This window comes from Escherichia sp. E14V7, from assembly GCF_004212225.1.
GTDB lineage: Bacteria > Pseudomonadota > Gammaproteobacteria > Enterobacterales > Enterobacteriaceae > Escherichia.
The window spans coordinates 94,606-116,226 of record NZ_RHJJ01000002.1 but is presented as its reverse complement, the minus strand read 5'-3'; the positions used below and the strand labels follow the sequence as shown (position 1 = coordinate 116,226).

Below are 21,621 nucleotides of genomic sequence, written 5' to 3'. Positions count from 1 at the left end.
TTATCATCTCTGGAACACACACAATCCGTGTGCAGGTCCCGGCCAGACAGCCGTAATCACTGGGTTATCCTCTCCAGCGAATGGGGGAATGGCGTGCCACTCCCCAGCAGGTAAAACAATCTCTGTTACCTCAAGCGTGGCGTTTATTGCGATCAAAAAACGATCCGAAAGCAAAATTTGCAGCTGCTTTGGCCCGTTTTGCCACTCGTCCGAGCTTAAAGGTTGAGCATATCGATTCAGCCAACGGACATTGCCATCGCCTTCTTCCCACCAGCGATCCTCTACCAAAGCAGGAATGCGCTTGCGCAAATGGATTAACGCGGCGGTAAACCCCGTTAACCCACTGTTTGCCTGCGACCAGTCCAACCACGTTAGTTGGTTATCCTGGCAGTAGGCATTGTTATTGCCATGCTGGCTGTGACCATGTTCATCACCTGCCAGTAACATCGGCGTACCCTGGGAGAGCAACAACGTCGTTAACAGGGCGTGAATGCTGTCGCGCCGCCGTTCAATCAAATCAAGAGTACCGCCTAACCCTTCTTTACCATGATTGTTACTGTAATTGTTGTTGGTCCCGTCGCGATTTTCCTCTCCATTTGCTTCATTGTGTTTATGGTTGAAACAAACGCAGTCGCGAAGCGTAAAACCGTCATGCGCAGTGACGAGATTAATCGCAGCACTCGGCAGACGGCCATTACGTTTAAAAACATCGCTGGAGGCGGCAAAACGCCCGGCAAACTCACCCAGCGACAGGTTATAGTGCAGCCAGAAACGGCGTGCGGCGTCGCGGAAATGATCATTCCACTCGGCAAACAGCGGTGGGAAATTGCCCACCTGATAACCACCTGGCGCGATATCCCACGGTTCGGCAATTAACTTCACTTGCGAAAGCACAGGGCAATTCTGGATAGCCGTAAACAGCGGCGCATCCTGACGAAACTCCGGTGTTCGCCCCATGACTGCTGCGAGATCGAAGCGGAAACCATCAACGTGGCAGGTTTCCACCCAGTAGCGTAGACAGGCGCTGGCGTACTCCACTACCGCCGGATGGCTCAAATTGAGCGTATTACCACAACCAGTCCAGTTGTGATAATCGCCGTCTTCTCTTATCCAATAATAGCTACGGTTGTCGATCCCGCGCAGTGAGAATACCGGGCCGTCGAGGTCCAGTTCCGCACTGTGGTTGAGTACGATGTCGAGAATGACTTCAATACCCGCCTTGTGCAGGGCTTTCACTGCGTCGCGAAACTCGTCCAACGCCGTTTCGGGCGAGCTGGCATATGCCGGATGCAGCGCAAACAGCGCCACCGGATTGTAGCCCCAGTAGTTACTTAGCCCCATGCGTTGCAGGCGCGGTTCACTGGCAAACTGCGCCACTGGCAACAGTTCCAGCGCGGTAATGCCCAACCGTTTTAAATAGTTGATCATCACCGGATGGCCGAGCGCTTTATAGGTGCCGCGGATCTCAACCGGGATCTCCGGATGCAGATAGGTTAATCCTTTGACATGGGCTTCATAAATGATGGTGCTGCCCCACGGCGTGCGCGGCGGGGCATCATCCTCCCAGTCATAGTGATCGACCACCACCACGCATTTCGGCGCAATGGCGGCGTTGTCACGATAATCAGGTTCATTATGGCCTGCATGCAGCAGCGGGTTATCTTTAAACTCACCCTCAATTTGCCGCGCGCAAGGATCAATCAACAACTTCGCCGGGTTAAAGCGATGCCCCACGGCAGGTTGCCAGGGGCCATGTACGCGATACCCATAGTGCAAACCCGGGCGCGCATCCGGCAAGTAACCGTGCCAGACATCGCCGCTGCGTCCTGGCAAGTCATACCGGTGTTCTATGCCCTGAGCGTCAAACACACATAGCTCTACCCGCTCAGCATGAGCGGAAAAGAGCGTGAAGTTGACGCCCTGGCCATCATAGTGCGCGCCAAGGGGAGCAGGTTTGCCAATGGCGAGTTGTGTCATTCTCCCTCCCGCACCAGCCAGATAGTAGCCAGCGGTGGTAGAGTAAGGCTCAATGAATGCTGACGACCGTGGCTGGCGATCTCATCGCTATGTACCGCGCCGCCATTGCCAGCATTGCTGCCGTGGTAGTGCATGGAATCGGTGTTGAGAATCTCACGCCACTTACCTGGCTGATTAATGCCAAAGCGATAATCATGGCGCGGCACCGGCGTAAAGTTGCTGGCAACGATAATTTCGTTACCCTCTTTATCGCGACGCACAAAGATCAGCACCGAGCGTTCATGGTCATCCACCACCAGCCATTCAAAGCCGTAGGCGTCGAAATCCAGCTCGTGCAGAGCTTTGTGGTGACGATAAGTATGGTTCAGATCGCGTACCAGTCGCTGGACACCGTGATGCCAGTTGTCGCCACCTTCCAGCAGATGCCAGTCGAGGCTGGCATCGTGGTTCCACTCACGCCCTTGGGCAAATTCATTACCCATGAACAACAGTTTCTTGCCCGGGAACGCCCACATCCAGGCATAGTAGGCTCGCAGATTGGCAAACTTCTGCCATGCATCGCCTGGCATCCTGTCGAGAATCGATTTTTTGCCGTGCACCACTTCGTCGTGCGACAGCGGCAGGACGAAGTTTTCAGTGTAGTTGTAGAGCATCCCGAAGGTGAGTTTATTGTGGTGGTATTGACGATAAACCGGGTCGAGCTTCATGTAATCCAGAGTGTCGTGCATCCAGCCAAGGTTCCACTTGTACCAGAAGCCCAGACCACCAATATCCTGCGGGCGGGAAACGTTCGGGAAGTCGGTAGACTCCTCCGCCATCGTTACTGCACCAGGAACTTGTTCACCGATAATACGGTTGGTATTGCGAAGGAATTCAATCGCTTCCAGATTCTCGCGTCCACCATACTCGTTCGGGATCCACTCGCCTTCTTTACGGCTGTAATCACGATAAATCATCGAAGCAACCGCATCGACGCGCAGCGCATCGATACCAAAACGCTCGATCCAGTACAGCGCATTACCAACAAGGAAATTGCTGACCTCACGGCGGCCATAGTTGTAAATCAGGGTGTTCCAGTCCTGATGGTAGCCTTCACGCGGATCGCTGTGTTCATACAGATTTGTGCCGTCAAATTCGGCAAGTGCAAAGTCATCTGTCGGGAAGTGACCCGGCACCCAGTCGAGAATCACGTTCAAACCTGCTGCGTGGGCGGCATCAATGAAATAGCGGAAATCATCGCGAGTGCCAAAACGGCGAGTTGGCGCATACAAACCTGTCGGCTGATAGCCCCAACTGCCATCGAATGGATGTTCGTTAATTGGCAGCAGTTCGAGGTGGGTAAAGCCCATCCATTTCGCGTAAGGCACCAACTGATCGGCAAGTTCACGGTAGCTTAACCAGAAGTTGTTGTCGGCGTGACGACGCCATGACCCCAGGTGAACTTCATAGATAGAAATTGGCGCATCAAACTGATTCGCTTTTTTGCGCTCTTCGGTCTGCACGACCTTTTCAGGCAGTCCGCAAATAAGGGAAGCGGTTTCCGGGCGCATCTGTGCTTCGAAGGCATAAGGATCAGACTTCAAACGCAGATTGCCATTGGCATCAATCATTTCGTATTTATAGAGCTGACCGTTATGCGCGCCAGGGATAAACAGTTCCCAGATGCCGCTCTCTTTACGCAGGCGCATCGGGTGACGACGACCATCCCAGTAGTTGAATTGCCCAACAACCGAGACACGGCGGGCATTTGGCGCCCAGACAGAAAAACGCGTGCCGGTAACGCCATCCATAGTATCTGCGTGCGCACCTAAGGTTTCATACGGGCGCAGGTGGGTACCTTCAGATAACAGCCAGGCGTCCATTTCCTGGATTAAAGGGCCAAAACGGTAAGGATCATCAATCAGATTCTGCTGGCCATGCCAGACAACCGCCAACTGATAGCGGAAAAAATTTTTACGCCGAGGAACGACGCCGCTGAAGAATCCACGAGAGTCGAGACACTCCAGTTTAGCGACTTTGCGTCCAGTTTTTGGTTCAATTACCCACACATCGGTGGCGTCAGGTAAAAGGGCACGGACTTCCAGTCCCGCTGTGGTTTTATGCATTCCAAGTACGGAAAAAGGATCCGCAAAATGACCTGCAATTAGCGCGTTAATCACGTCTCTATCGATACGATCGGACATGCTTGTCTTCCTGTTTTATTGTGTCACCCCATCCAACTAATTTTTGACATCTGGTTGTGACATTTTTTTGACCTGAACGGCGCAGCACTCTGTGCATCCTCTCTACGCCGTCCTCACTTCAGGTAAGGCATTGAATACGTATGTATCCCGCCACCCTTAAAGAATAGCCAATGCTCTATTTAACTCCCGGTAAATCATGAAACATCTGCGCTTACTCCTGTACTACGCACTAAAAGGGGCAGCATTACGCCCCAAATTTAATGAATAAACATTACGCCAGTTGACGAAGCATCCGGCGTAGCGGCTCCGCGGCCCCCCACAGCAGCTGGTCGCCCACGGTAAAGGCTGACAGGAACTCAGGTCCCATATTCAGCTTACGCAGACGCCCTACCGGCGTGGTCAGCGTACCGGTGACGGCAGCTGGGGTTAGCTCACGCATAGTGATTTCGCGATCGTTTGGAACCACTTTTGCCCACGGGTTATGGGCCGCCAACAGTTCTTCCACGGTCGGAATAGACACATCTTTTTTCAATTTGATGGTGAATGCCTGGCTGTGGCAGCGCAACGCCCCGACACGCACACACAAACCATCTACCGGAATAACGGAAGATGTGTTGAGAATCTTGTTGGTTTCCGCCTGACCTTTCCATTCTTCGCGGCTCTGACCGTTATCAAGCTGTTTGTCGATCCACGGAATCAGGCTGCCTGCCAATGGCACGCCAAAGTTATCCACTGACAACTCGCCGCTGCGGGTTAAGGTCGTGACTTTGCGTTCAATATCGAGAATAGCAGAGGACGGTGTCGCGAGTTCATCCGCCACATGGCCATACAGTTGGCCCATCTGGGTTAACAACTCACGCATATGTCGCGCACCACCGCCGGAAGCCGCCTGGTAGGTTGCAACGGAAACCCAATCAACAAGATCATTGGCGAATAAACCGCCCAACGACATCAACATCAGGCTTACGGTACAGTTACCGCCAACAAAAGTCCTGATGCCTTTATTTAATCCATCAGTAATGACGTCCTGATTGACTGGGTCAAGAATGATGATGGCGTCATCTTTCATGCGCAGAGACGATGCTGCGTCAATCCAGTAACCTTGCCATCCGCTCTCACGGAGCTTTGGATAGATTTCGTTGGTATACTCGCCGCCCTGACAGGTTACGATGATATCGAGAGCCTTCAGCGCCTCCAGATCAAAGGCATCCTGAAGTGTGCCAGAAGCACCGCCGAAGGAAGGCGCAGCCTGACCAGACTGTGAAGTCGAAAAGAAGACAGGGCGAATGGCGTCGAAGTCGCGCTCTTCAACCATGCGTTGCATGAGAACGGAGCCGACCATACCGCGCCAGCCGATAAAACCAACATTTTTCATAAGCGTTTTTTCCTGCAAAGATGTGTGCTGTATATATGTGCCGGTGTCCTCATGGCACATCTTTCACCATACAAAAAGCAGCCAAAGTCGCAAGTGAAATTAATCAATGATAGCGAAGCCATCAGTAATGCGACTTATCCTGCTTTCGTAGCACGCAGAAAGTCCACGGCAATTATCAGGGAACTTGAGTTATGAATGAAATCATTTCTGCAGCAGTTTTATTGATCTTGATTATGGATCCGCTCGGAAACCTACCTATTTTTATGTCCGTACTGAAACATACAGAACCGAAAAGACGTCGGGCAATCATGGTACGAGAGTTGCTTATTGCTCTCATGGTGATGCTGGTGTTCCTGTTTGCGGGTGAGAAAATTCTGGCATTTCTTAGCCTGCGGGCGGAAACCGTCTCCATTTCTGGCGGCATCATTCTCTTTCTGATCGCCATTAAGATGATTTTCCCCAGTGCTTCAGGCAATAGCAGTGGGCTTCCGGCAGGTGAAGAGCCGTTTATTGTGCCGCTGGCAATCCCATTAGTAGCAGGGCCGACTATTCTCGCCACATTAATGTTGCTGTCTCACCAGTACCCGAATCAGATGGGACATCTGGTAATTGCTCTGCTGCTGGCCTGGGGCGGCACCTTTGTCATCCTGCTACAGTCTTCGCTATTTTTACGTCTGCTGGGCGAGAAAGGGGTGAACGCGCTGGAACGCCTGATGGGATTGATTCTGGTGATGATGGCAACCCAGATGTTCCTCGACGGCATTCGGATGTGGATGAAGGGGTAAGGTTCAAACAGGTGCTGCAAACAATCAGACGCGGCACCTGTTTTATTACCTGAACTGATAATGACCTTCGCCCAATCGGATAACCCTTCCCTCTTCTTCTGCGCGATTCAGCCATACACTAGCTTGTTCGATGGTTAAACCAGTACAAGACGCCAGCCTTTCAATACTTATCGATTCCTTTGCAAGGATCGCCAGTTCCGCTACAAAGAGTTGATAAAAATCGACAGGCGTATGCGCAGGCATTACTGCATAATTTGCGTCATCTTCATGCAGCGAAAACAGTTCTGGTTGAGCGTTACGGAATGCTCTGTCATACATCTGCCCAGGAACGTCTGGCAGTCTGATCGTCACATTTTCAGCCTGTTCAGCACTCCATGACGCCCCATTTTCTACTAATCGTGAATTGGCTGATTGCACATCCTGATTTGGTTTAACCAGGACAGGCAGCCACTGATGTTTTAATGCCTCCATCGCCCCAGTTATCGTTCCACCGGTCATTCCCGCACGTACAACCATTGCGCTTTCAGCAAGGCAATAAACATATTTATTCCGCGCCATCGCATTGCCGACAGTGAAACGTACCTCTGGGTAAAACGGCGAAATCAACACCAGGTTGCCTGCTATAAACCCTTCACGCCATTTCACTAACGTGCTCGTTTTTAACAAGCTATCAGCTAATACGCCAACGGCAGTTCCCCCGGCCTCTAGTGCCGACGCCATTGCACACTCATCAATACCTCGCGCACCACCAGAGATAACGCAAATCCCCTGTTGGGCCAGTTTCGCTGCCAGTTGTTGGGTATAGCGCAAATCGTCAGTCGGAGCGTCTCGCGAGCCAACAATCGCCATACCTTCCGCTTGCAGTAATGCTTTATTCCCGCAGCCAAATAAAACGGGAGGTGCATCCGTTCGCAATCGGTTTTTCAAGCGAACGGGATAATCGGCATCTCCTCGGGTTAAGATCCATAAACCGGCGCGTTGCCACTTATCTACCGCCAACGCCAGACTATGACCACGCGCCAGCAAGCCAAGAATACGCTCCTGAGAAATACGCGGATCGCTCCAGCCTGTAAGTTTCTCTTGCGGTTGCGGCACCAGAAGATCGGCGGGACTGATACGTTGGTGCTTCAGCCATAATGCAAACTTCCCCCATTCACTATTACTAAGAGGTTTATACTCACTCGCCGCCGCGCGAGAAAAATCGCTGGTTAGCAGGAGAGTTGCTTGTGCATTGGCTGAAAGATTCATCAATTTTTTACCGAGGTAGAAGCAAGGGCAAGAGGATAAACCGTCGGGCAACCTGCCTGGCGTAACAGTGCTGTCAGAACTGTCAGCGTCCATGCAGAATCCACGATATCGTCAACCAGCAACGCCGGACCTGGCATCAAAGGAGGGGTAATCACAAACGCCCCGTCGAGATTTTGACACTGGTGAAAACGGTTTTGCTGCATTTTCTGCGGTGGATTGTCCACGACTTTTCCAATGGCATCAATAAAAGGTAAGCCTAGTTTCGCCGCCAGTCGCCGGGCAAAATCAGGAACCAGGTCGAGGTGCCTTAATGAAGGAACGCAGCATACCCAGGTTGGTTCAGGATGCGGATTCCAGCGTTGGCGAACCATTTCCGCACATGCCTCCACCAGCTCATCACTGAAGCGCCCCATTTTTTTCTCCTGTGCTACCTGCTTTCCCCACCCGGAATCGCCCCAACGAGAAAGGACTCGCCCCGTAGATCCTTGTAAACCCGCAGGCAAGTTCCCTTTAAATCCGTATTGCGTAAAAGCCCCAGCTGCCACCTGTTTATTGAGATTTAATGGCAGGTCAGCGTGTTTAATAAATAAATTTGCCGCATGGAGTAAGCCGCTATCAATGTCGGGCGACAACAACGGATGCTGAAAACAACTGCTACATTTACCACAACGTTCGGCACTTGGCTCATCGAGTGCGCGGCGCAGAAATTGCATTTTGCACTCCTTGGTCGTGATATAGCTTTCAACGTCTTCCAGCTCACTTTTTCTCTGATTCATCAAATGGTTAATTCGTTCATGGTCAGGAGAAAAACTGACAATTGTTCTGCGCCATAATTTCTCGGTATACACCACAGGCGATGGATTTTCAGCTACCAGTAACTTCAGTGCTTTTTCTATTTGCCCATAACGAAGATTCGTCCGTTGTTCAATGCCTCGTAGGGTAAGACCGTCATTCTCGCTAAGTACGTTGAGTATTTCATGAATTTGCGCCTCCGCAGGAAAGGCGCTTTCACGGAAGAATTTATGAATAGCGCGGTCTTCACTGCCACAAAGCAGTATGCCAACAGCAGAATCGATACCGCGACCGGCACGCCCCACCTGTTGGTAGTAACCAACTATCGAACCTGGCATCTGGTAATGAATAACAAACCCCAAATCCGGTTTGTCAAAGCCCATTCCCAGCGCCGTCGTCGCGACCAGAACTTTAATTTTATTTGCCAGCAGTGCCTGCTCCAGATATTCCCTGGCAGTATTAGAATCTTCCGCGCCTTCACAAGTCACGCCACTGTAGTAAGCAAATGCACTGATACCATTTTTCCTTAACCACTCGGCGACAAGTTCGGCATCGCGAGTAGTCAGGGTATAAACAATTCCCGATTTGGAAAACTGAGGGATAACCGTTGCTAACCATGCCAGACGGGATGACTGTTCACCTAAGACTAAGGCATCAAGCGCCAAACTTTCGCGAGCCAGCGTTCCACGCTGAATCACAATGTCACCCAATTGCTGACGGATATCCTCAACGACACGGTTATTCGCTGTCGCGGTTGTACCCAGAACAGGGGTATTCGCAGGCAGTTGGCGCAAAATATCTAATATACGTCGGTAATCCGGGCGAAAATCGTGGCCCCAATCAGAGATGCAGTGCGCCTCGTCGACCACAAGCAAGCCAATACGATCGGCTATAGGATATAAAACCGTTTCGATAAAGTCCTGGTTTGCCAAACGTTCCGGGGAAACCAGCAAGCAATCGACCTCACCTTGCAGCAACTTATCGCTAATGCGCTGCCATTCTTCTCTGTTTGTAGAATTAAACGTTTCAGCCGTAATACCTAACCGTTCAGCGGCGGCAACCTGGTTACGCATCAGGGCAAGCAAAGGAGAGATGATAATTGTCGGGCCAACGCCGCGATCGCGGAAGATTTTACTGGCGATGAAGTACACGGCACTTTTCCCCCAGCCAGTGCGTTGGACAACCAGCAGTTTTCGCCGTTGGTTCACCACCGCGTCTATGGCTTCCCATTGCCCTTCCCTGAAAGTAGCGGTGGTATTTCCTAACATCCGCTTTAAAAGCAATTCAGCTCCGTGCTTTTCCATCTTTATCTCCTGCGATCTTTAGGCAGTGATTAGAACGGATTATTAGCAGGTAAATTTGCGAGAGAGATCAAAAAGATGAAGAGGGGAGAAAAGAGAAATGAATTACTGCGAGCAAGCTCGCAGTAATTTGTCGCAGTAATTAACTCAACAGCTGGAACGCAATCATCCCAACGATGGCACCGACAGTGCCGAGGATGGTTTCCATCATGGTCCAGGTTTTCAGCGTTTCGGCTTCGGTCGCGCCGGTAAATTTACCGAACAGCCAGAAACCAGCGTCGTTAACGTGGCTGACGACAATCGAACCACCAGCGATACAAATCGACAGTGCCGCCATTTGCGCACCGGAGTAGTTCAGTTGTTCAATGACCGGCATCACCAGCCCCACCGCCGTTAAACAGGCAACGGTGGCAGACCCCTGAATGATGCGCACTGCAGCTGCCAGCACGAAGCAGGTGATAGCAATCGGCAGGCCCATGCCGGTTAATGCTTCGCCCAGCGCCGGACCTACGCCAGAGTCAACCAGCACCTGTTTGAACACGCCGCCTGCACCAATCACCAGCAGAATAATCCCCGCTGGTTGTAGCGCGTGACCGCAAATCTCCATCACTTTGTCTTTTGGCATGCCCTGACGCATTGCCAGGCCATAAATTGCTACCAGACAAGCAACCAGAATCGCAGTAAACGGATGGCCGATAAATTCAAACCATTCGTAAGCAGTTGATCCTTCTGGTACAAAACGCGCAGCAATGGTTTTAAGACCTACCAGCACCAGCGGTAGCAGGATCAGCGACAGGCTGAATCCAAAAGACGGCATTTTGCCTTCGCCGAGATGCGGTTCGCTGATGTCGTCAGGAATATGCAGCTCCACGTAGCGGCTGATGAAGTTACCCCACAGCGGCCCGGCAATAATCATCCCCGGAATTGCCGCACACAGGCCAATCAGGATCATCCAGCCAAAGTCGGCATTCATCTGCGATGCCAGCAGCATCGGCGCTGGTCCAGGCACCAAGAACGCAGCCGCTGCTGCCACGCCTGCGAATAATGGGATTACCAGTTTCACCAGGTTCGTGCCGGTGTGGCGCGCCATTGAGAAAGCAACGCTAATCAGCAGAACAATCGCCACTTCAAAGAACAGCGGTAGCGCGCAGACCAGCCCCGCAAGGCCGATGGCATAATGCGCGCGGCTGTGACCGAAGGATTTGAGCATTTTGACGGCAATCTGATCGACTGCGCCGGTTTCATGTAAGATCTTGCCAAACATGGCTCCCAGGGCGACAACCACCGCCAGGAAGCCGAGGGTGCCTCCCATCCCTTTTTCCATCGTCGCTGCGATTTTATCGAGCGGCATACCGGAAAAAAGGCCAGCCCCCATAGACACCACCATCAAAGCCAGGAAAGCGTGCATACGCGCCTTCATGACTAAAAACAGCAGCAGTAAAACAGACCCTACTGCTGTTAAAACAAGCGTTAATGTAGTCACTACTTATTTGCCTTTTTTAATAACCTCAATGGTGCTTGCCACAACACCTTCCAGCGGTTGATCGATATCCACCACCAGTACATCGGTTTCGTCCGCACCCGGCTCCTGCAGCGTTTCAAACTGCGTCACCAACATTTGGGTTTTAAAGAAATGGCCTTTGCGCGCTTTCAGGCGGCTTTCAATCACATCAAAATCGCCTTTCAGGTAGATGAAAGAGAGATTCGGATTACCTTCACGCAGCAGGTCGCGATAGTGTTTTTTCAGTGCAGAGCAGACGATCAGCGACACTTTATTGGTACGCTGCATAGCAAACGCGGCGTCGTTCAGCGCCTGCAACCACGGTTTGCGATCGTCGTCATTCAGCGGTTCACCAGACGCCATTTTTTCGATATTGCGGCGCGGATGGAGGAAATCGCCATCAAGAAACGCGGCATGAAGTTGATGCGCCACTTCACTGGCGACCGCAGATTTGCCGCTGCCCGATACGCCCATTAAGACGTAAATGTGGTGATCATGATTAGTCGTGCTCAAAGTGGTGCCCCCACAGTACAAGAATTAAGAATGTTACGGGTAACTGTTATCGGTAACATTCTCCAGCCGGACAAAAACAGAAGCAATATCCATCCGTGCCTTAAGTGTATAAGTGTGAGCTACTTCAAATTTGTAGGCTTAAATAGATCCACCCGGTGACAAGGTGAAACCTAAATCTAACATTTTCGGCGTCACCGCTTCGCCACGAATACGCGCCAGCAGGCGTTCAGCGCCAATGCTGCCCATCCGCTCACGCGGCGTCAGCACACTTGCCAGCCGTGGCTCCATCACCTGGCCGATGTCATGACCGTGGAAACCGGCAATCGCCATATCGTCAGGAACTTTCAACCCCAGACGCTGACATTCAAACGCCGCGCCGACCGCCAGGTCATCGTTGGTACAGAACACGCCATCCAACTGTGGATATTCCCGCCGCGCCTGACGAATCAGTTCAATACCGGAAGAGTAAGAAGAAGATTGTTCAACCATCACGCTATATGGCACCAGGCCTGCATCCAGCATCGCCTGCTCATATCCCTTCTGTTTGATGATAGTACGTTCGTCGAGACGTGCGCCGAGATAAGCAATGTGACGATGCCCGCGAGCAATAATAGCGGCAGTCATCTGGCGTGCCGCTTCAAAGTTATTAAAACCGACAGCGATATCGAGGCACGGCGACTGGCTGTCCATCAGCTCCACCACCGGAATACCCGCCACTTCAATCATCTTTAAGGTGCGTGGCGTGTGGGTGCGTTCGGTAAGGATCAGGCCATCGATATTCCAGGAGAGCATCGATTCAAGGCGTTCTTGCTCCATTTCCGGTTTATAACCGTAGTGCGCCAGCATGGTTTGATAACCGTGCGCGTCGGTGACGCTTTCGATTCCGCGTAATACTTCCGCAAAAACCTGGTTGGTGAGAGAAGGTAACAGGACGCCAATCGCCCGGCTGGTGGCGTTAGAGAGGATATCGGGCGCGCGATTGGGAATATAACCCAGTTCATCAAGAGCGGCGGCAATCTTGCCACGTAGAGCGACGGAAACTTGCTCCGGGTTACGCAAAAAGCGGCTGACCGTCATTTTGGTCACGCCTACACGGTCAGCCACATCCTGAAGTACGGGTCTTTTCTTTTTCATCGTCCTGAAAGGTACAAAAGGGATAGATTCCTTTAGTTTACCACGGACGCATCACAACCTTCCTGATTCCTCAGGAAGGTTTGTGAGATAAATTTAGACTGGCGGTAAATCGAACAGCAGGATTTCACTGTCGCTATCAGCGTGGACGGAAATCGCCTGCTCATCCCAAATCGCCAGACCATCGCTGGTCGAGGCTTTTACGCCGTTAATAGTGACATTACCTTTCACCACCTGGATCCAGACGCGGCGTTCAGCGGCAATCTGATGTATCGACTGCTCATCTTTTACCAGCGCCCAGCGGTACAGTTCCATATCCTGATACACTTTCAGCGAACCGTCACGCGCATCCGGCGAGAGCACCAGTTGTTTACCCTGCACGGCATCGAAGCGACGCTGTTCATAACGCGGCGTAATGCCGTTTTCTTCCGGCATGATCCAGATCTGATACAGATGCAGACGCTCGGTGCTGCTTGGGTTGTACTCTGAGTGACGAATACCCGTACCCGCACTCATAATCTGGAACTCGCCCGCCGGAACCTGTTCTTTATTGCCCATGCTGTCCTGGTGCTCAACAGTACCTTCCAGCACGTAGGTCAAAATTTCCATATCTTTATGCGGGTGAGTGCCGAAGCCCTGCCCTGCTTCAATCACGTCGTCGTTAATCACGCGCAGCGCGGAGAAGCCCATAAAGTTCGGATCATAATAGTTGGCAAAAGAGAAAGTATGCCAGGAGTCCAGCCAGCCATGATTTGCATGACCGCGTTCATTTGCTTTGCGTAAGTAGATCATTTGTATTCGCCCCCTGAATGATTTCGATGGGCTTAGTGTGGACCCGATCTGCCTGGGATGATAGAGGGTGAAAATTGACCCCTCTGTTCAAAAAAATTGAACTATTCGAGGGGCCATCAAACTTACTTCTCGAGAGTCACTGTGGAGGGAGAGGCTTGTTCAAAACCGCGTTCAAGGATTTCCAGATTGGTAAGAACTTCAGATTCCTTGACGTAATTTGGCGCACCGCTGGTGATGGTTTGGTACAACGCATCATACACACGTCCATAGTCGCCCATCTCCGGCTTCATCTCTTCTCTGACCGTCACGCCCTCGTCATTGACATACTCCAGCACACCGACCGAATCATCCGCCGCAAATCCAGGTTCGCCCGGCATAATATTAGCCTTCAGGCTGGTTTCCTGCTGGTCGATGCCGTATTTAATAAATGTACCTTTCTTACCGTGAACGATAAATTTCGGATAATCGATTTTCACCAGATGACTGGTTTTAACGATCGCTTTCAGGTCGCCATAAAACAGCTGCGCTTCAAAGGTATCGTCAGGATTGGCTTTATTACGCAGGCTGCGGATGTCATAAGCGACGTGATCCGGGCGACCAAACAGCGAGATAACCTGGTCCAGGGTATGCACACCAAGCCCATAGAACGCGCCATCCTGCGGCAGTCCAGGTTTGGTTTCTGCCACTGGGCGGTAATAGTCAAAATGGCTTTCCACTTCGACAATCTCTCCCAGCTTGCCGCTTTCAATCGCTTTTTTCGCCGTCAGGAAGCAGGAATCAAAGCGACGATTCTGATACGGCGTGACGGTCAGCCCTTTACTTTTCGCCAGCGCAAACAGCTCTTTCGCCTGCGCAAGCGTCGGGGTGAACGGTTTTTCGACCAGTACATTTTTCCCGGCTTCCAGTGCGCGCTTCGCGTACTCGAAGTGGCTGTCCGCGTGGGTGCAGACGACAACCAGCTTAACATCGGGATCGTTTAACACTTCGTCGAGATCGCTGGTGAAATGAATATGGGAATAAATGGGGGCCTGTTCTTCCGGCTTCGCATGGCGGCGAAAAATATGCGCGACATGCCAGCTATCCTTGCGGTTAAGTACATACGGCAGATGGTAACGGGTGGTGCTTTTGCCGAAGCCAATAAAGGCACAGTTGATGACCATGATTTCGTCCTTTTTAAGGTGGTTATTTACACCTTAGCGCAAAGCGGACGCGGTTCCTATGCCTGGGCTTCAGTACGTCAGATTGTTGGCAAAGTGCACTTTATTCATGCCGGATGCGGCGTGAACGCCTTATCTGACCTACGGTTCAGGACTATTTGTAGGCCTGATAAGCGTAGCGCATCAGGCGATTTTGCATTTGTCTCAACACGAGGAACACTTCCCGTGGACAAAATGACAAGCAAAAAAAAGCCAGCACCCGGCTGGCTAAGTAATACTGGAAGCAATGTGAGCAATGTCGTGCTTTCAGGTTCTCCGCGAGGGTCTTCCTGAACGCGAGACAATAATAATCATTCTCATTCGCACTTGTCCAACACTTTTTGCAAAAAAATGCATTTGACTCGTATTTGAAAGTCAATGATGTTGAAAGGGACATTTACCCTAAAGAGGACAGAGGAATGAGTGAGATAGTAATACGCCACGCAGAAACGCGCGATTATGAGGCCATTCGACATATCCACGCCCAGCCGGAGGTGTATTACAACACACTACAGGTGCCTCATCCTTCAGAACATATGTGGCTGGAACGACTCGCCGATCGCCCCAGCATCAAGCAACTCGTCGCCTGTATTGATGGAACTGTAGTAGGTCATCTCACCATTGATGTACAGCAACGCCCACGCCGCAGTCATGTTGCCGATTTTGGTATCTGTGTCGACGCCCGCTGGAAGAATCGCGGCGTCGCCAGCGCCCTGATGCGAGAGATGATTGAAATGTGCGACAACTGGTTGCGGGTAGATCGTATTGAACTAACGGTGTTCGTCGATAACGCGCCAGCAATTAAGGTCTATAAAAAATTCGGCTTTGAGATTGAAGGGACCGGCAAGAAGTACGCATTGCGTAATGGTGAATATGTTGATGCGTATTATATGGCGCGGGTGAAGTAGAGGATTTGCAATCTAAGTTTGTCATTTAAGCCCTCACCTACCAGGAGAGGGCTTAAGATATTAGTACCCCGCCGTTAAATCATCCTCCGAGCGCGGGTCGGATGCGCCGTACAACTCACCGTCAGGCCCAACCATAATGCTTTGCGTGCTGCCCATCGCCTCTTTAAGCGCCACTTTCTGACCTTTTGCTTCCAGCAGCTTGATCGTATCCGGGCTAAATCCTTTCTCGACACGCAGCTCGTCCGGCAGCCACTGATGGTGGAAACGCGGCGCATTGGTCGCTTCGGCGATATTCATGCCATAATCGATGCTGTTCACTACCATTTGCAGCACGGTGGTGATAATCCGACTCCCGCCTGGGCTTCCGGTGACCAGCCAGGTTTTACCGTCTTTCACCACAATGGTGGGCGACATTGACGACAGCGGACGTTTATTCGGCCCTACGGCGTTGGCATCACCGCCCACCAGCCCGTAAACGTTCGGTACGCCCGGTTTGGCGGAGAAATCATCCATCTGGTTATTGAGCAAAATACCGCTCTCGCCTGCGACAATACCCGTACCGAAGGTGGTGTTCAGCGTATAGGTCACCGCTACCGCGTTACCGTCTTTATCCACCACTGAGTAATGGGTAGTTTGATTACTCTCATAAGGCGCAAGCTTGCCTGGGCGAATTTCGCTGGATGGCTTCGCTTTATTGATATCGATTTTCTCGGCAATGGATTTGGCATAGGCTTTATTGGTCAGCGCCTGCCACGGGACTTTGACAAAATCCGGGTCGCCAAGATATTCCGAGCGGTCGGCGTAGGCGTATTTCTCAGCTTCTGCCATGATTTGCATCGCATCGGCGCTGCCAAAGCCGTATTTCTGCATATCGAAGTTTTCCAGAATATTGAGGATTTGTACGATATGAATACCGCCGGAAGATGGCGGTGGCATGGAGTAAACCTGATACCCGCGATAATCGCCGCTTATCGGTGTACGTTCGACCGCTTTATACGCCGCTAAATCTTCTTTCGTGATCAAGCCACCGTTTTTCTGCATCTCCTGGGCAATCTGTTCCGCTATCGTGCCTTTGTAGAATTCATCCGGGCCGTTTTCGGCAATCATCTCCAGGCTCTTTGCCAGGTTCGCCTGCACCAGCTTGTCGCCCTTTTTCAGCGGCTCGCCCTCTTTCCAGAAGATAGCTTTACTGTTTTCGTGATTCGGCAACACTTCGCTACCGTAGGTTTTGAGATCGTCTGCCAGCGCGTCGTTAACGATAAAACCATCGCGTGCCAGTTTAAACGCTGGCTGCACCACTTTGTTCAACGGCATGGTGCCGTATTTATCCAACGCCAGCGAGAAACCTGCTACCGTACCGGGCGTGCCGGAAGCCAGATGCGAAGTGAGTGATTTTTTGCTGTCCGGGTTGCCCTGATCATCAAGGAACATATCGCGGGTCGCTTTGGCCGGCGCCATTTCGCGGAAATCGATAGCCGTGGTATTGCCATTTTTCGAGCGGATTAACATAAAACCACCGCCGCCCAGATTCCCCGCCTGCGGATGCGTTACCGCCAGCGCGTAGCCCACCGCCACGGCAGCATCAACGGCATTCCCGCCCTCCTTGAGGATATCCACCCCCACCTGAGTGGCAGTAGCATCTACAGACGCCACCATCCCCTGCTTTGCGCGTACCGGATGGAAGACATCTTCCTCCACACCATAAGAAACAGGTGGCGCGGCTGCCGCACTAAAACAACATCCTGAAAGCAAAGCTGCAATCGCCGCCCGGCGTAAAAACGTCGGTTTTATCATCGTTATTCTCCAGTTATGTGTGGGGCAACCCCAGCTAAGCCTGGTATATAACTCTGAATTAATCATCGTTTTGCCGGGAAGCGAGTAAACTTAAAGGATATCTTCAGAGGAGGATACGCGATGAAACGACTTCTGCTTTTGACGGCACTCCTGCCGTTTGTCGGCTTTGCACAGCCCATTAATACTCTGAATAATCCTAACCAGCCGGGGTATCAGATCCCCAGCCAGCAGCGGATGCAAACTCAAATGCAGACTCAGCAAATCCAGCAAAAAGGGATGCTGAATCAGCAACTGAAAACTCAGACGCAATTACAACAGCAGCATTTAGAAAATCAGATTAACAGTAACTCGCAACGGGTATTGCAGTCGCAGCCGGGGGAGCTAAATCCCGCCCGGCAGCAAATGCTGCCCAACACCAACGGCGGGATGTTAAACAGTAACCATAATCCGGATAGTTCGCTAAATCAGCAGCATATGCTGCAAGAGAGGAAAAACGGCGACATGCTGAATCCGCCCAGCACGTCGCAGCCTGACATTCCGTTGAAAACTATTGGGCCGTAAAGTTCGGACCAATTACATCAATCGCATCGGTACAGATGCAATCCACGCCCCAGCGCAGCAACTCTGCCGCGCGCTGGGGTTTGTTGACGGTATACACCAGAATCCGCAGTCCGGCGTCTTTTAACTGCATCACTCGCGCTTTATCGAGCAGCTTATGATTGAGATGAATAGAGACGCAGCCCAGCCGCGTGGTCAGTTCGCGCCAGTCGTCGCGCCACTCATCAAGCAACAAACCACGCGGCAGTTCCGGTGCCGCCAATTGTGCGGCTTCTAAAGCATCAATCTCAAACGATGACAGCAGCGGCGGCGTCATACCGGCCCACAGTTCGCGTGCCGCCAGCGCCACCATTTTGCCCGTTAATGGCCCGGTGCCAGTGGTGGGTTTGATTTCGATATTCGCCATCATCCCGTGTTTGCGACAGCGTTCCGCCACCTGCGAAAGCAACGGCAGCGGCTCACCTTTAAACGCTTTGCTGTACCAACTGCCCGCATCCACGCGCAGTAAATCCTGCCAGTTCAGCTCACCCGCGACGCCCCAGCCGTTGCTGGTACGTTCGAGGTTGTCATCATGGAGCAGAAAGATCTCGCCATCTTTCGATAACTTCGCGTCAAATTCGATCATCTTATGACCGTATTTTGCCCCTACGTCGATTGCCGCCAGGGTGTTTTCCGGGGCCAACTTACCGCCGCCACGATGAGCGACGATGCGGGGATAAGGCCAGTTACTCATACTCGTTGTCCTGTTTCACCATCAAAAAGATGTAGCTGATTTTCCGGCAGATGCAGCCACAGCGTGCTGCCTGCCGTCGGGCGCTCCTGATGCGCCAGTCGCACCACCAGCTTCTGTTCGCCCCAGCGTCCGTGCGCCAGGTTATCTGCGCCGAGGATCTCCAGCGTGTCCATCACCAGCGGCACGCCACCTTCTGCCTGCGAGCTTAGCGCTATATGTTCCGGGCGAATGCCGAGAGTCATTTTACGCCCGGCATACTGGCGATAGTAACCGTTTAGCGGCAGCACAATACCGCCTTCCAGTTCGAAATGCGTGCCTTCGTTATTCACGCGGCCAGCCAGCAGGTTCATCGCCGGACTGCCGATAAAGCTCGCCACAAACAGGCTGGCGGGCTTTTCGTACACTTCAACCGGTGTGCCAATCTGTTCGGCAACGCCGCCGTTCATTACCATCACTCGCTGGGCGAGGGTCATCGCTTCAACCTGATCGTGGGTAACGTAGAGTGAAGTTGTTTTCAGGCGACGGTGCAGTTGTTGTAGCTCAAGCCGCATCTGCACGCGCAGCTTGGCATCGAGGTTAGAGAGCGGCTCATCAAACAAGAACACCGCCGGCTCACGCACAATCGCGCGCCCCATCGCCACACGCTGGCGCTGACCGCCGGAAAGCTCACGCGGGCGACGCTTGAGCAGGCCATCCAGTTCCAGAATACGCGCCGCTTCTTTAACGCGCTCGGCAATTTGCTGCTTGCCCATGCCGCGGATTTTCAGCCCCCACGCCATGTTTTCTTCGACGCTCATATGCGGATAAAGCGCGTAGTTCTGGAATACCATCGCAATTCCACGATCTTTCGGCTCCATTTCGGTGACACGCTTGCGGTCGATCCAGATATCGCCCGTCGTTACCCGCTCCAGTCCGGCCACCATGCGCAATAACGTCGATTTCCCGCAGCCAGACGGCCCGACCATCACGATAAATTCGCCATCCGCAACATCAAGGGTCAGCGGTTTAATGACCTGGGTTTTGCCATCCCAGCTTTTGGTTACTGCCTGTAATTTCAGTCCTGCCATCTTATTTCTCACTATCGACCAGGCCGCGCACAAAGGCACGCTGCATCACTAAAACAATCACTACTGGTGGGATCAGGGTTAACAACATCGCCGCCATCACCGAGTTCCATTCCGTGGTGCCTTCGCCAGTGGCGATCATCCCTTTAATCCCTGCCACGGTGGTGCCGAGATCAACGTCGGTAATAATCAACAACGGCCACAAATACTGGTTCCAGCCGTAAATAAAGGTGATCACAAACAGCGCCGCCAGATTGGTTTTTGACAGCGGAAAAACGATGTCGCAAAAGAAACGCATTGGCGACGCGCCGTCGATCCGCGCCGCTTCCACCAGTTCATCCGGCAGCGTCATAAAGAACTGGCGGAACAGGAAGGTAGCGGTCGCCGAGGCCATCAGCGGCAGCGTTAAACCGGCGTAGCTGTCGAGCATCTTCAGGTTGGCGATGACTTCCACCGTCGGGAAGATACGCACTTCAACCGGCAACATCAGGGTGATAAAAATCATCCAGAAGAAGAGGTTACGTAGCGGAAAACGAAACCAGACAATGGCAAATGCCGAGAGCATCGAGACGGTAATTTTGCCGAGCGTAATGCTGAACGCCATCACAAAGCTGTTAAGCAACATCCGCCAGAACGGCGCGCTATTCGTGCCTACCCCGTTCACCCAGATGTTGTGGATGTTTTCCAGCAGATGCGTGCCGGGAATAAGCGTCATCGGCGCGGCGTAGACTTCTTGTTTATCCAGCGTCGCCGCGACAAACGCCACGTACAGCGGGAAGAGGATCACCGCGATCCCGAGGATCAGCATGGTATGGCTGAATATCGTCAGCCACGGACGGTTCTCAATCATTGGTAACGCACCTTGCTTTCAACATAGCGGAACTGCACCACCGTCAGCACGATGACGAGGAACATCAACACTACCGACTGCGCGGCAGACGAAGCCAGATCCAGTCCGGTAAAGCCTTCGCGGTAGATCTTATAAATCAGCGTCGTGGTAGCCTGAACCGGCCCGCCGGACGTGGCGGCGTCGATCACCGGGAAGGTGTCGAAGAAGGCATACACCAAGTTCACCACCAGCAGGAAGAAACTCACTGGAGCAATAAGCGGCAGCGCAATCTTAAAGAAGCGGCGAATCGGCCCTGCGCCATCGATGGCTGCGGCTTCAATCAACGAACGGGGAATGGATTGCAGCGCGGCATAGAAGAACAGGAAGTTGTAGCTGATTTGCTTCCACACCGAGGCAAATACCACCAGAAACATCGCCTGACCGCTGTTTTGCGCGTGGTTCCAGTCGTAGCCGAACTCTGCGAGAAAATGGGTGATCAGCCCGCGACCGGGGTTAAACAGGAAGATCCACAATACGGCGGCAACGGCGGGAGCCACGGCATACGGCAGCAGCATTAAGGTTTGATAGAAACGGCTGCCGCGCACGATGTACTCCACCAGCGCCGCGAAGAATAGCGACACCAGCAAACCGCTGACGGTGACAAAGGTGCTGAATTTTATCGTCGTCCAGAAGGAGTCGAGATAGTAGCTGTCATGGAACAGCGTGACGAAGTTATCCAGGCCGACGAACTGGCTGGAGAAACCAAACGGATCGACGCTTTGTAGCGAGTACCACAACGCTTCGCCCGCAGGCCAGATAAAAAAGATAACAGTGATGATGAGCTGCGGCGCGACCAGCAGATAAGGCAGCCAGCGCGAGCGGAACACCGGACGGGATGATGACATTACGGTTAATTCCTGAACTGTGCCGGATGCGCTTCG

Annotated in this window: 18 protein-coding genes; 3 read left to right on the top strand and 15 right to left on the bottom strand. The window is 52.3% G+C overall.

Translation table 11 applies throughout. The annotated features are described in order from the left end of the window. Nucleotides 1–3: 3 nt before the first annotated feature. From glgX to asd, 3 genes are all read right to left on the bottom strand, one after another. Nucleotides 4–1,977 (bottom strand): glycogen debranching protein GlgX, encoded by a 1,974-nt coding sequence (gene glgX, locus D9741_RS03140; RefSeq protein ID WP_130209041.1) that lies wholly within the window; start codon nt 1,975–1,977, stop codon nt 4–6. Further along, nucleotides 1,974–4,160, bottom strand: coding sequence for a 1,4-alpha-glucan branching enzyme (gene glgB / locus D9741_RS03135; protein ID WP_130209043.1), 2,187 nt, complete (start codon nt 4,158–4,160; stop codon nt 1,974–1,976). Before glgB ends, glgX begins: the two co-directional genes overlap by 4 nt. Nucleotides 4,161–4,431: 271 nt before the next feature. Further along, on the bottom strand, nt 4,432–5,535 hold the full coding sequence (gene asd, locus D9741_RS03130) for an aspartate-semialdehyde dehydrogenase (protein ID WP_130217716.1): 1,104 nt from the start codon (nt 5,533–5,535) through the stop codon (nt 4,432–4,434). Between the two features lie 191 nt (nt 5,536–5,726). On the opposite strand from asd, the gene yhgN reads away from it, so the two are divergent. Then, the gene (yhgN, locus tag D9741_RS03125; RefSeq protein WP_130217718.1) at nt 5,727–6,320 is read left to right on the top strand and encodes an NAAT family transporter YhgN; all 594 of its coding nucleotides are present in this window, start codon (nt 5,727–5,729) and stop codon (nt 6,318–6,320) included. A 45-nt stretch (nt 6,321–6,365) separates the two neighbouring features. Here yhgN and D9741_RS03120 read toward each other — a convergent pair whose 3' ends face one another. The 7 genes from D9741_RS03120 to D9741_RS03090 form a co-directional block, all read right to left on the bottom strand. Then, entirely contained in the window at nt 6,366–7,661 is a 1,296-nt protein-coding gene (locus D9741_RS03120; protein ID WP_130217720.1) for a DNA-processing protein DprA, read from the bottom strand. Next, on the bottom strand, nt 7,568–9,664 hold the full coding sequence (locus D9741_RS03115; protein ID WP_130217722.1) for a RecQ family ATP-dependent DNA helicase: 2,097 nt from the start codon (nt 9,662–9,664) through the stop codon (nt 7,568–7,570). Before D9741_RS03115 ends, D9741_RS03120 begins: the two co-directional genes overlap by 94 nt. A 139-nt stretch (nt 9,665–9,803) precedes the next feature. Further along, nucleotides 9,804–11,144: a gluconate transporter gene (gene gntU, locus D9741_RS03110; RefSeq protein ID WP_000210111.1), complete on the bottom strand. Its 1,341-nt coding sequence runs from the start codon at nt 11,142–11,144 to the stop codon at nt 9,804–9,806. A gap of 3 nt (nt 11,145–11,147) precedes the next feature. Continuing rightward, nucleotides 11,148–11,675: a gluconokinase gene (gntK, locus tag D9741_RS03105; RefSeq protein WP_000108330.1), complete on the bottom strand. Its 528-nt coding sequence runs from the start codon at nt 11,673–11,675 to the stop codon at nt 11,148–11,150. Nucleotides 11,676–11,813: 138 nt separating this feature from the next. Further along, the gene (gene gntR / locus D9741_RS03100) at nt 11,814–12,809 is read right to left on the bottom strand and encodes a gluconate operon transcriptional repressor GntR (RefSeq protein WP_130209047.1); all 996 of its coding nucleotides are present in this window, start codon (nt 12,807–12,809) and stop codon (nt 11,814–11,816) included. Nucleotides 12,810–12,902: 93 nt separating this feature from the next. Continuing rightward, nucleotides 12,903–13,598, bottom strand: coding sequence for a quercetin 2,3-dioxygenase (gene yhhW, locus D9741_RS03095; protein WP_130209049.1), 696 nt, complete (start codon nt 13,596–13,598; stop codon nt 12,903–12,905). Nucleotides 13,599–13,720: 122 nt separating this feature from the next. Beyond that, on the bottom strand, nt 13,721–14,758 hold the full coding sequence (locus D9741_RS03090; protein ID WP_130217724.1) for an oxidoreductase: 1,038 nt from the start codon (nt 14,756–14,758) through the stop codon (nt 13,721–13,723). A 455-nt stretch (nt 14,759–15,213) separates the two neighbouring features. Between D9741_RS03090 and yhhY the strand changes: the two genes are divergently transcribed. Further along, a complete protein-coding gene (yhhY, locus tag D9741_RS03080; RefSeq protein ID WP_130217728.1) occupies nt 15,214–15,702 on the top strand; it encodes an N-acetyltransferase in 489 nt (162 codons plus the stop codon). A gap of 60 nt (nt 15,703–15,762) precedes the next feature. Here yhhY and ggt read toward each other — a convergent pair whose 3' ends face one another. Next, nucleotides 15,763–17,496 carry a gamma-glutamyltransferase gene (ggt, locus tag D9741_RS03075; protein ID WP_130217730.1) on the bottom strand — a complete coding sequence of 578 codons (1,734 nt, stop codon included), beginning with the start codon at nt 17,494–17,496 and terminating at the stop codon, nt 15,763–15,765. 120 nt (nt 17,497–17,616) lie between these two features. On the opposite strand from ggt, the gene D9741_RS03070 reads away from it, so the two are divergent. Beyond that, nucleotides 17,617–18,057, top strand: coding sequence for a DUF2756 family protein (locus D9741_RS03070; RefSeq protein ID WP_130209058.1), 441 nt, complete (start codon nt 17,617–17,619; stop codon nt 18,055–18,057). Here D9741_RS03070 and ugpQ read toward each other — a convergent pair. From ugpQ to ugpA, 4 genes are read right to left on the bottom strand one after another with little or no spacing between them, the layout of a single operon-like run. Further along, entirely contained in the window at nt 18,044–18,787 is a 744-nt protein-coding gene (ugpQ, locus tag D9741_RS03065) for a glycerophosphodiester phosphodiesterase (protein ID WP_130217732.1), read from the bottom strand. The two genes, D9741_RS03070 and ugpQ, sit on opposite strands and share 14 nt — an antisense overlap. Further along, nucleotides 18,784–19,854, bottom strand: a complete 1,071-nt coding sequence (gene ugpC, locus D9741_RS03060; protein WP_130217734.1) for a sn-glycerol 3-phosphate ABC transporter ATP binding protein UgpC — start codon at nt 19,852–19,854, stop codon at nt 18,784–18,786. The genes ugpQ and ugpC overlap by 4 nt, the downstream gene beginning before the upstream one ends. Before the next feature lies 1 nt (nt 19,855). Continuing rightward, nucleotides 19,856–20,701 carry a sn-glycerol-3-phosphate ABC transporter permease UgpE gene (gene ugpE, locus D9741_RS03055; protein WP_000572183.1) on the bottom strand — a complete coding sequence of 282 codons (846 nt, stop codon included), beginning with the start codon at nt 20,699–20,701 and terminating at the stop codon, nt 19,856–19,858. Continuing rightward, the gene (gene ugpA / locus D9741_RS03050) at nt 20,698–21,585 is read right to left on the bottom strand and encodes a sn-glycerol-3-phosphate ABC transporter permease UgpA (protein ID WP_000099289.1); all 888 of its coding nucleotides are present in this window, start codon (nt 21,583–21,585) and stop codon (nt 20,698–20,700) included. Before ugpA ends, ugpE begins: the two co-directional genes overlap by 4 nt. Between the last annotated feature and the right edge of the window lie 36 nt (nt 21,586–21,621).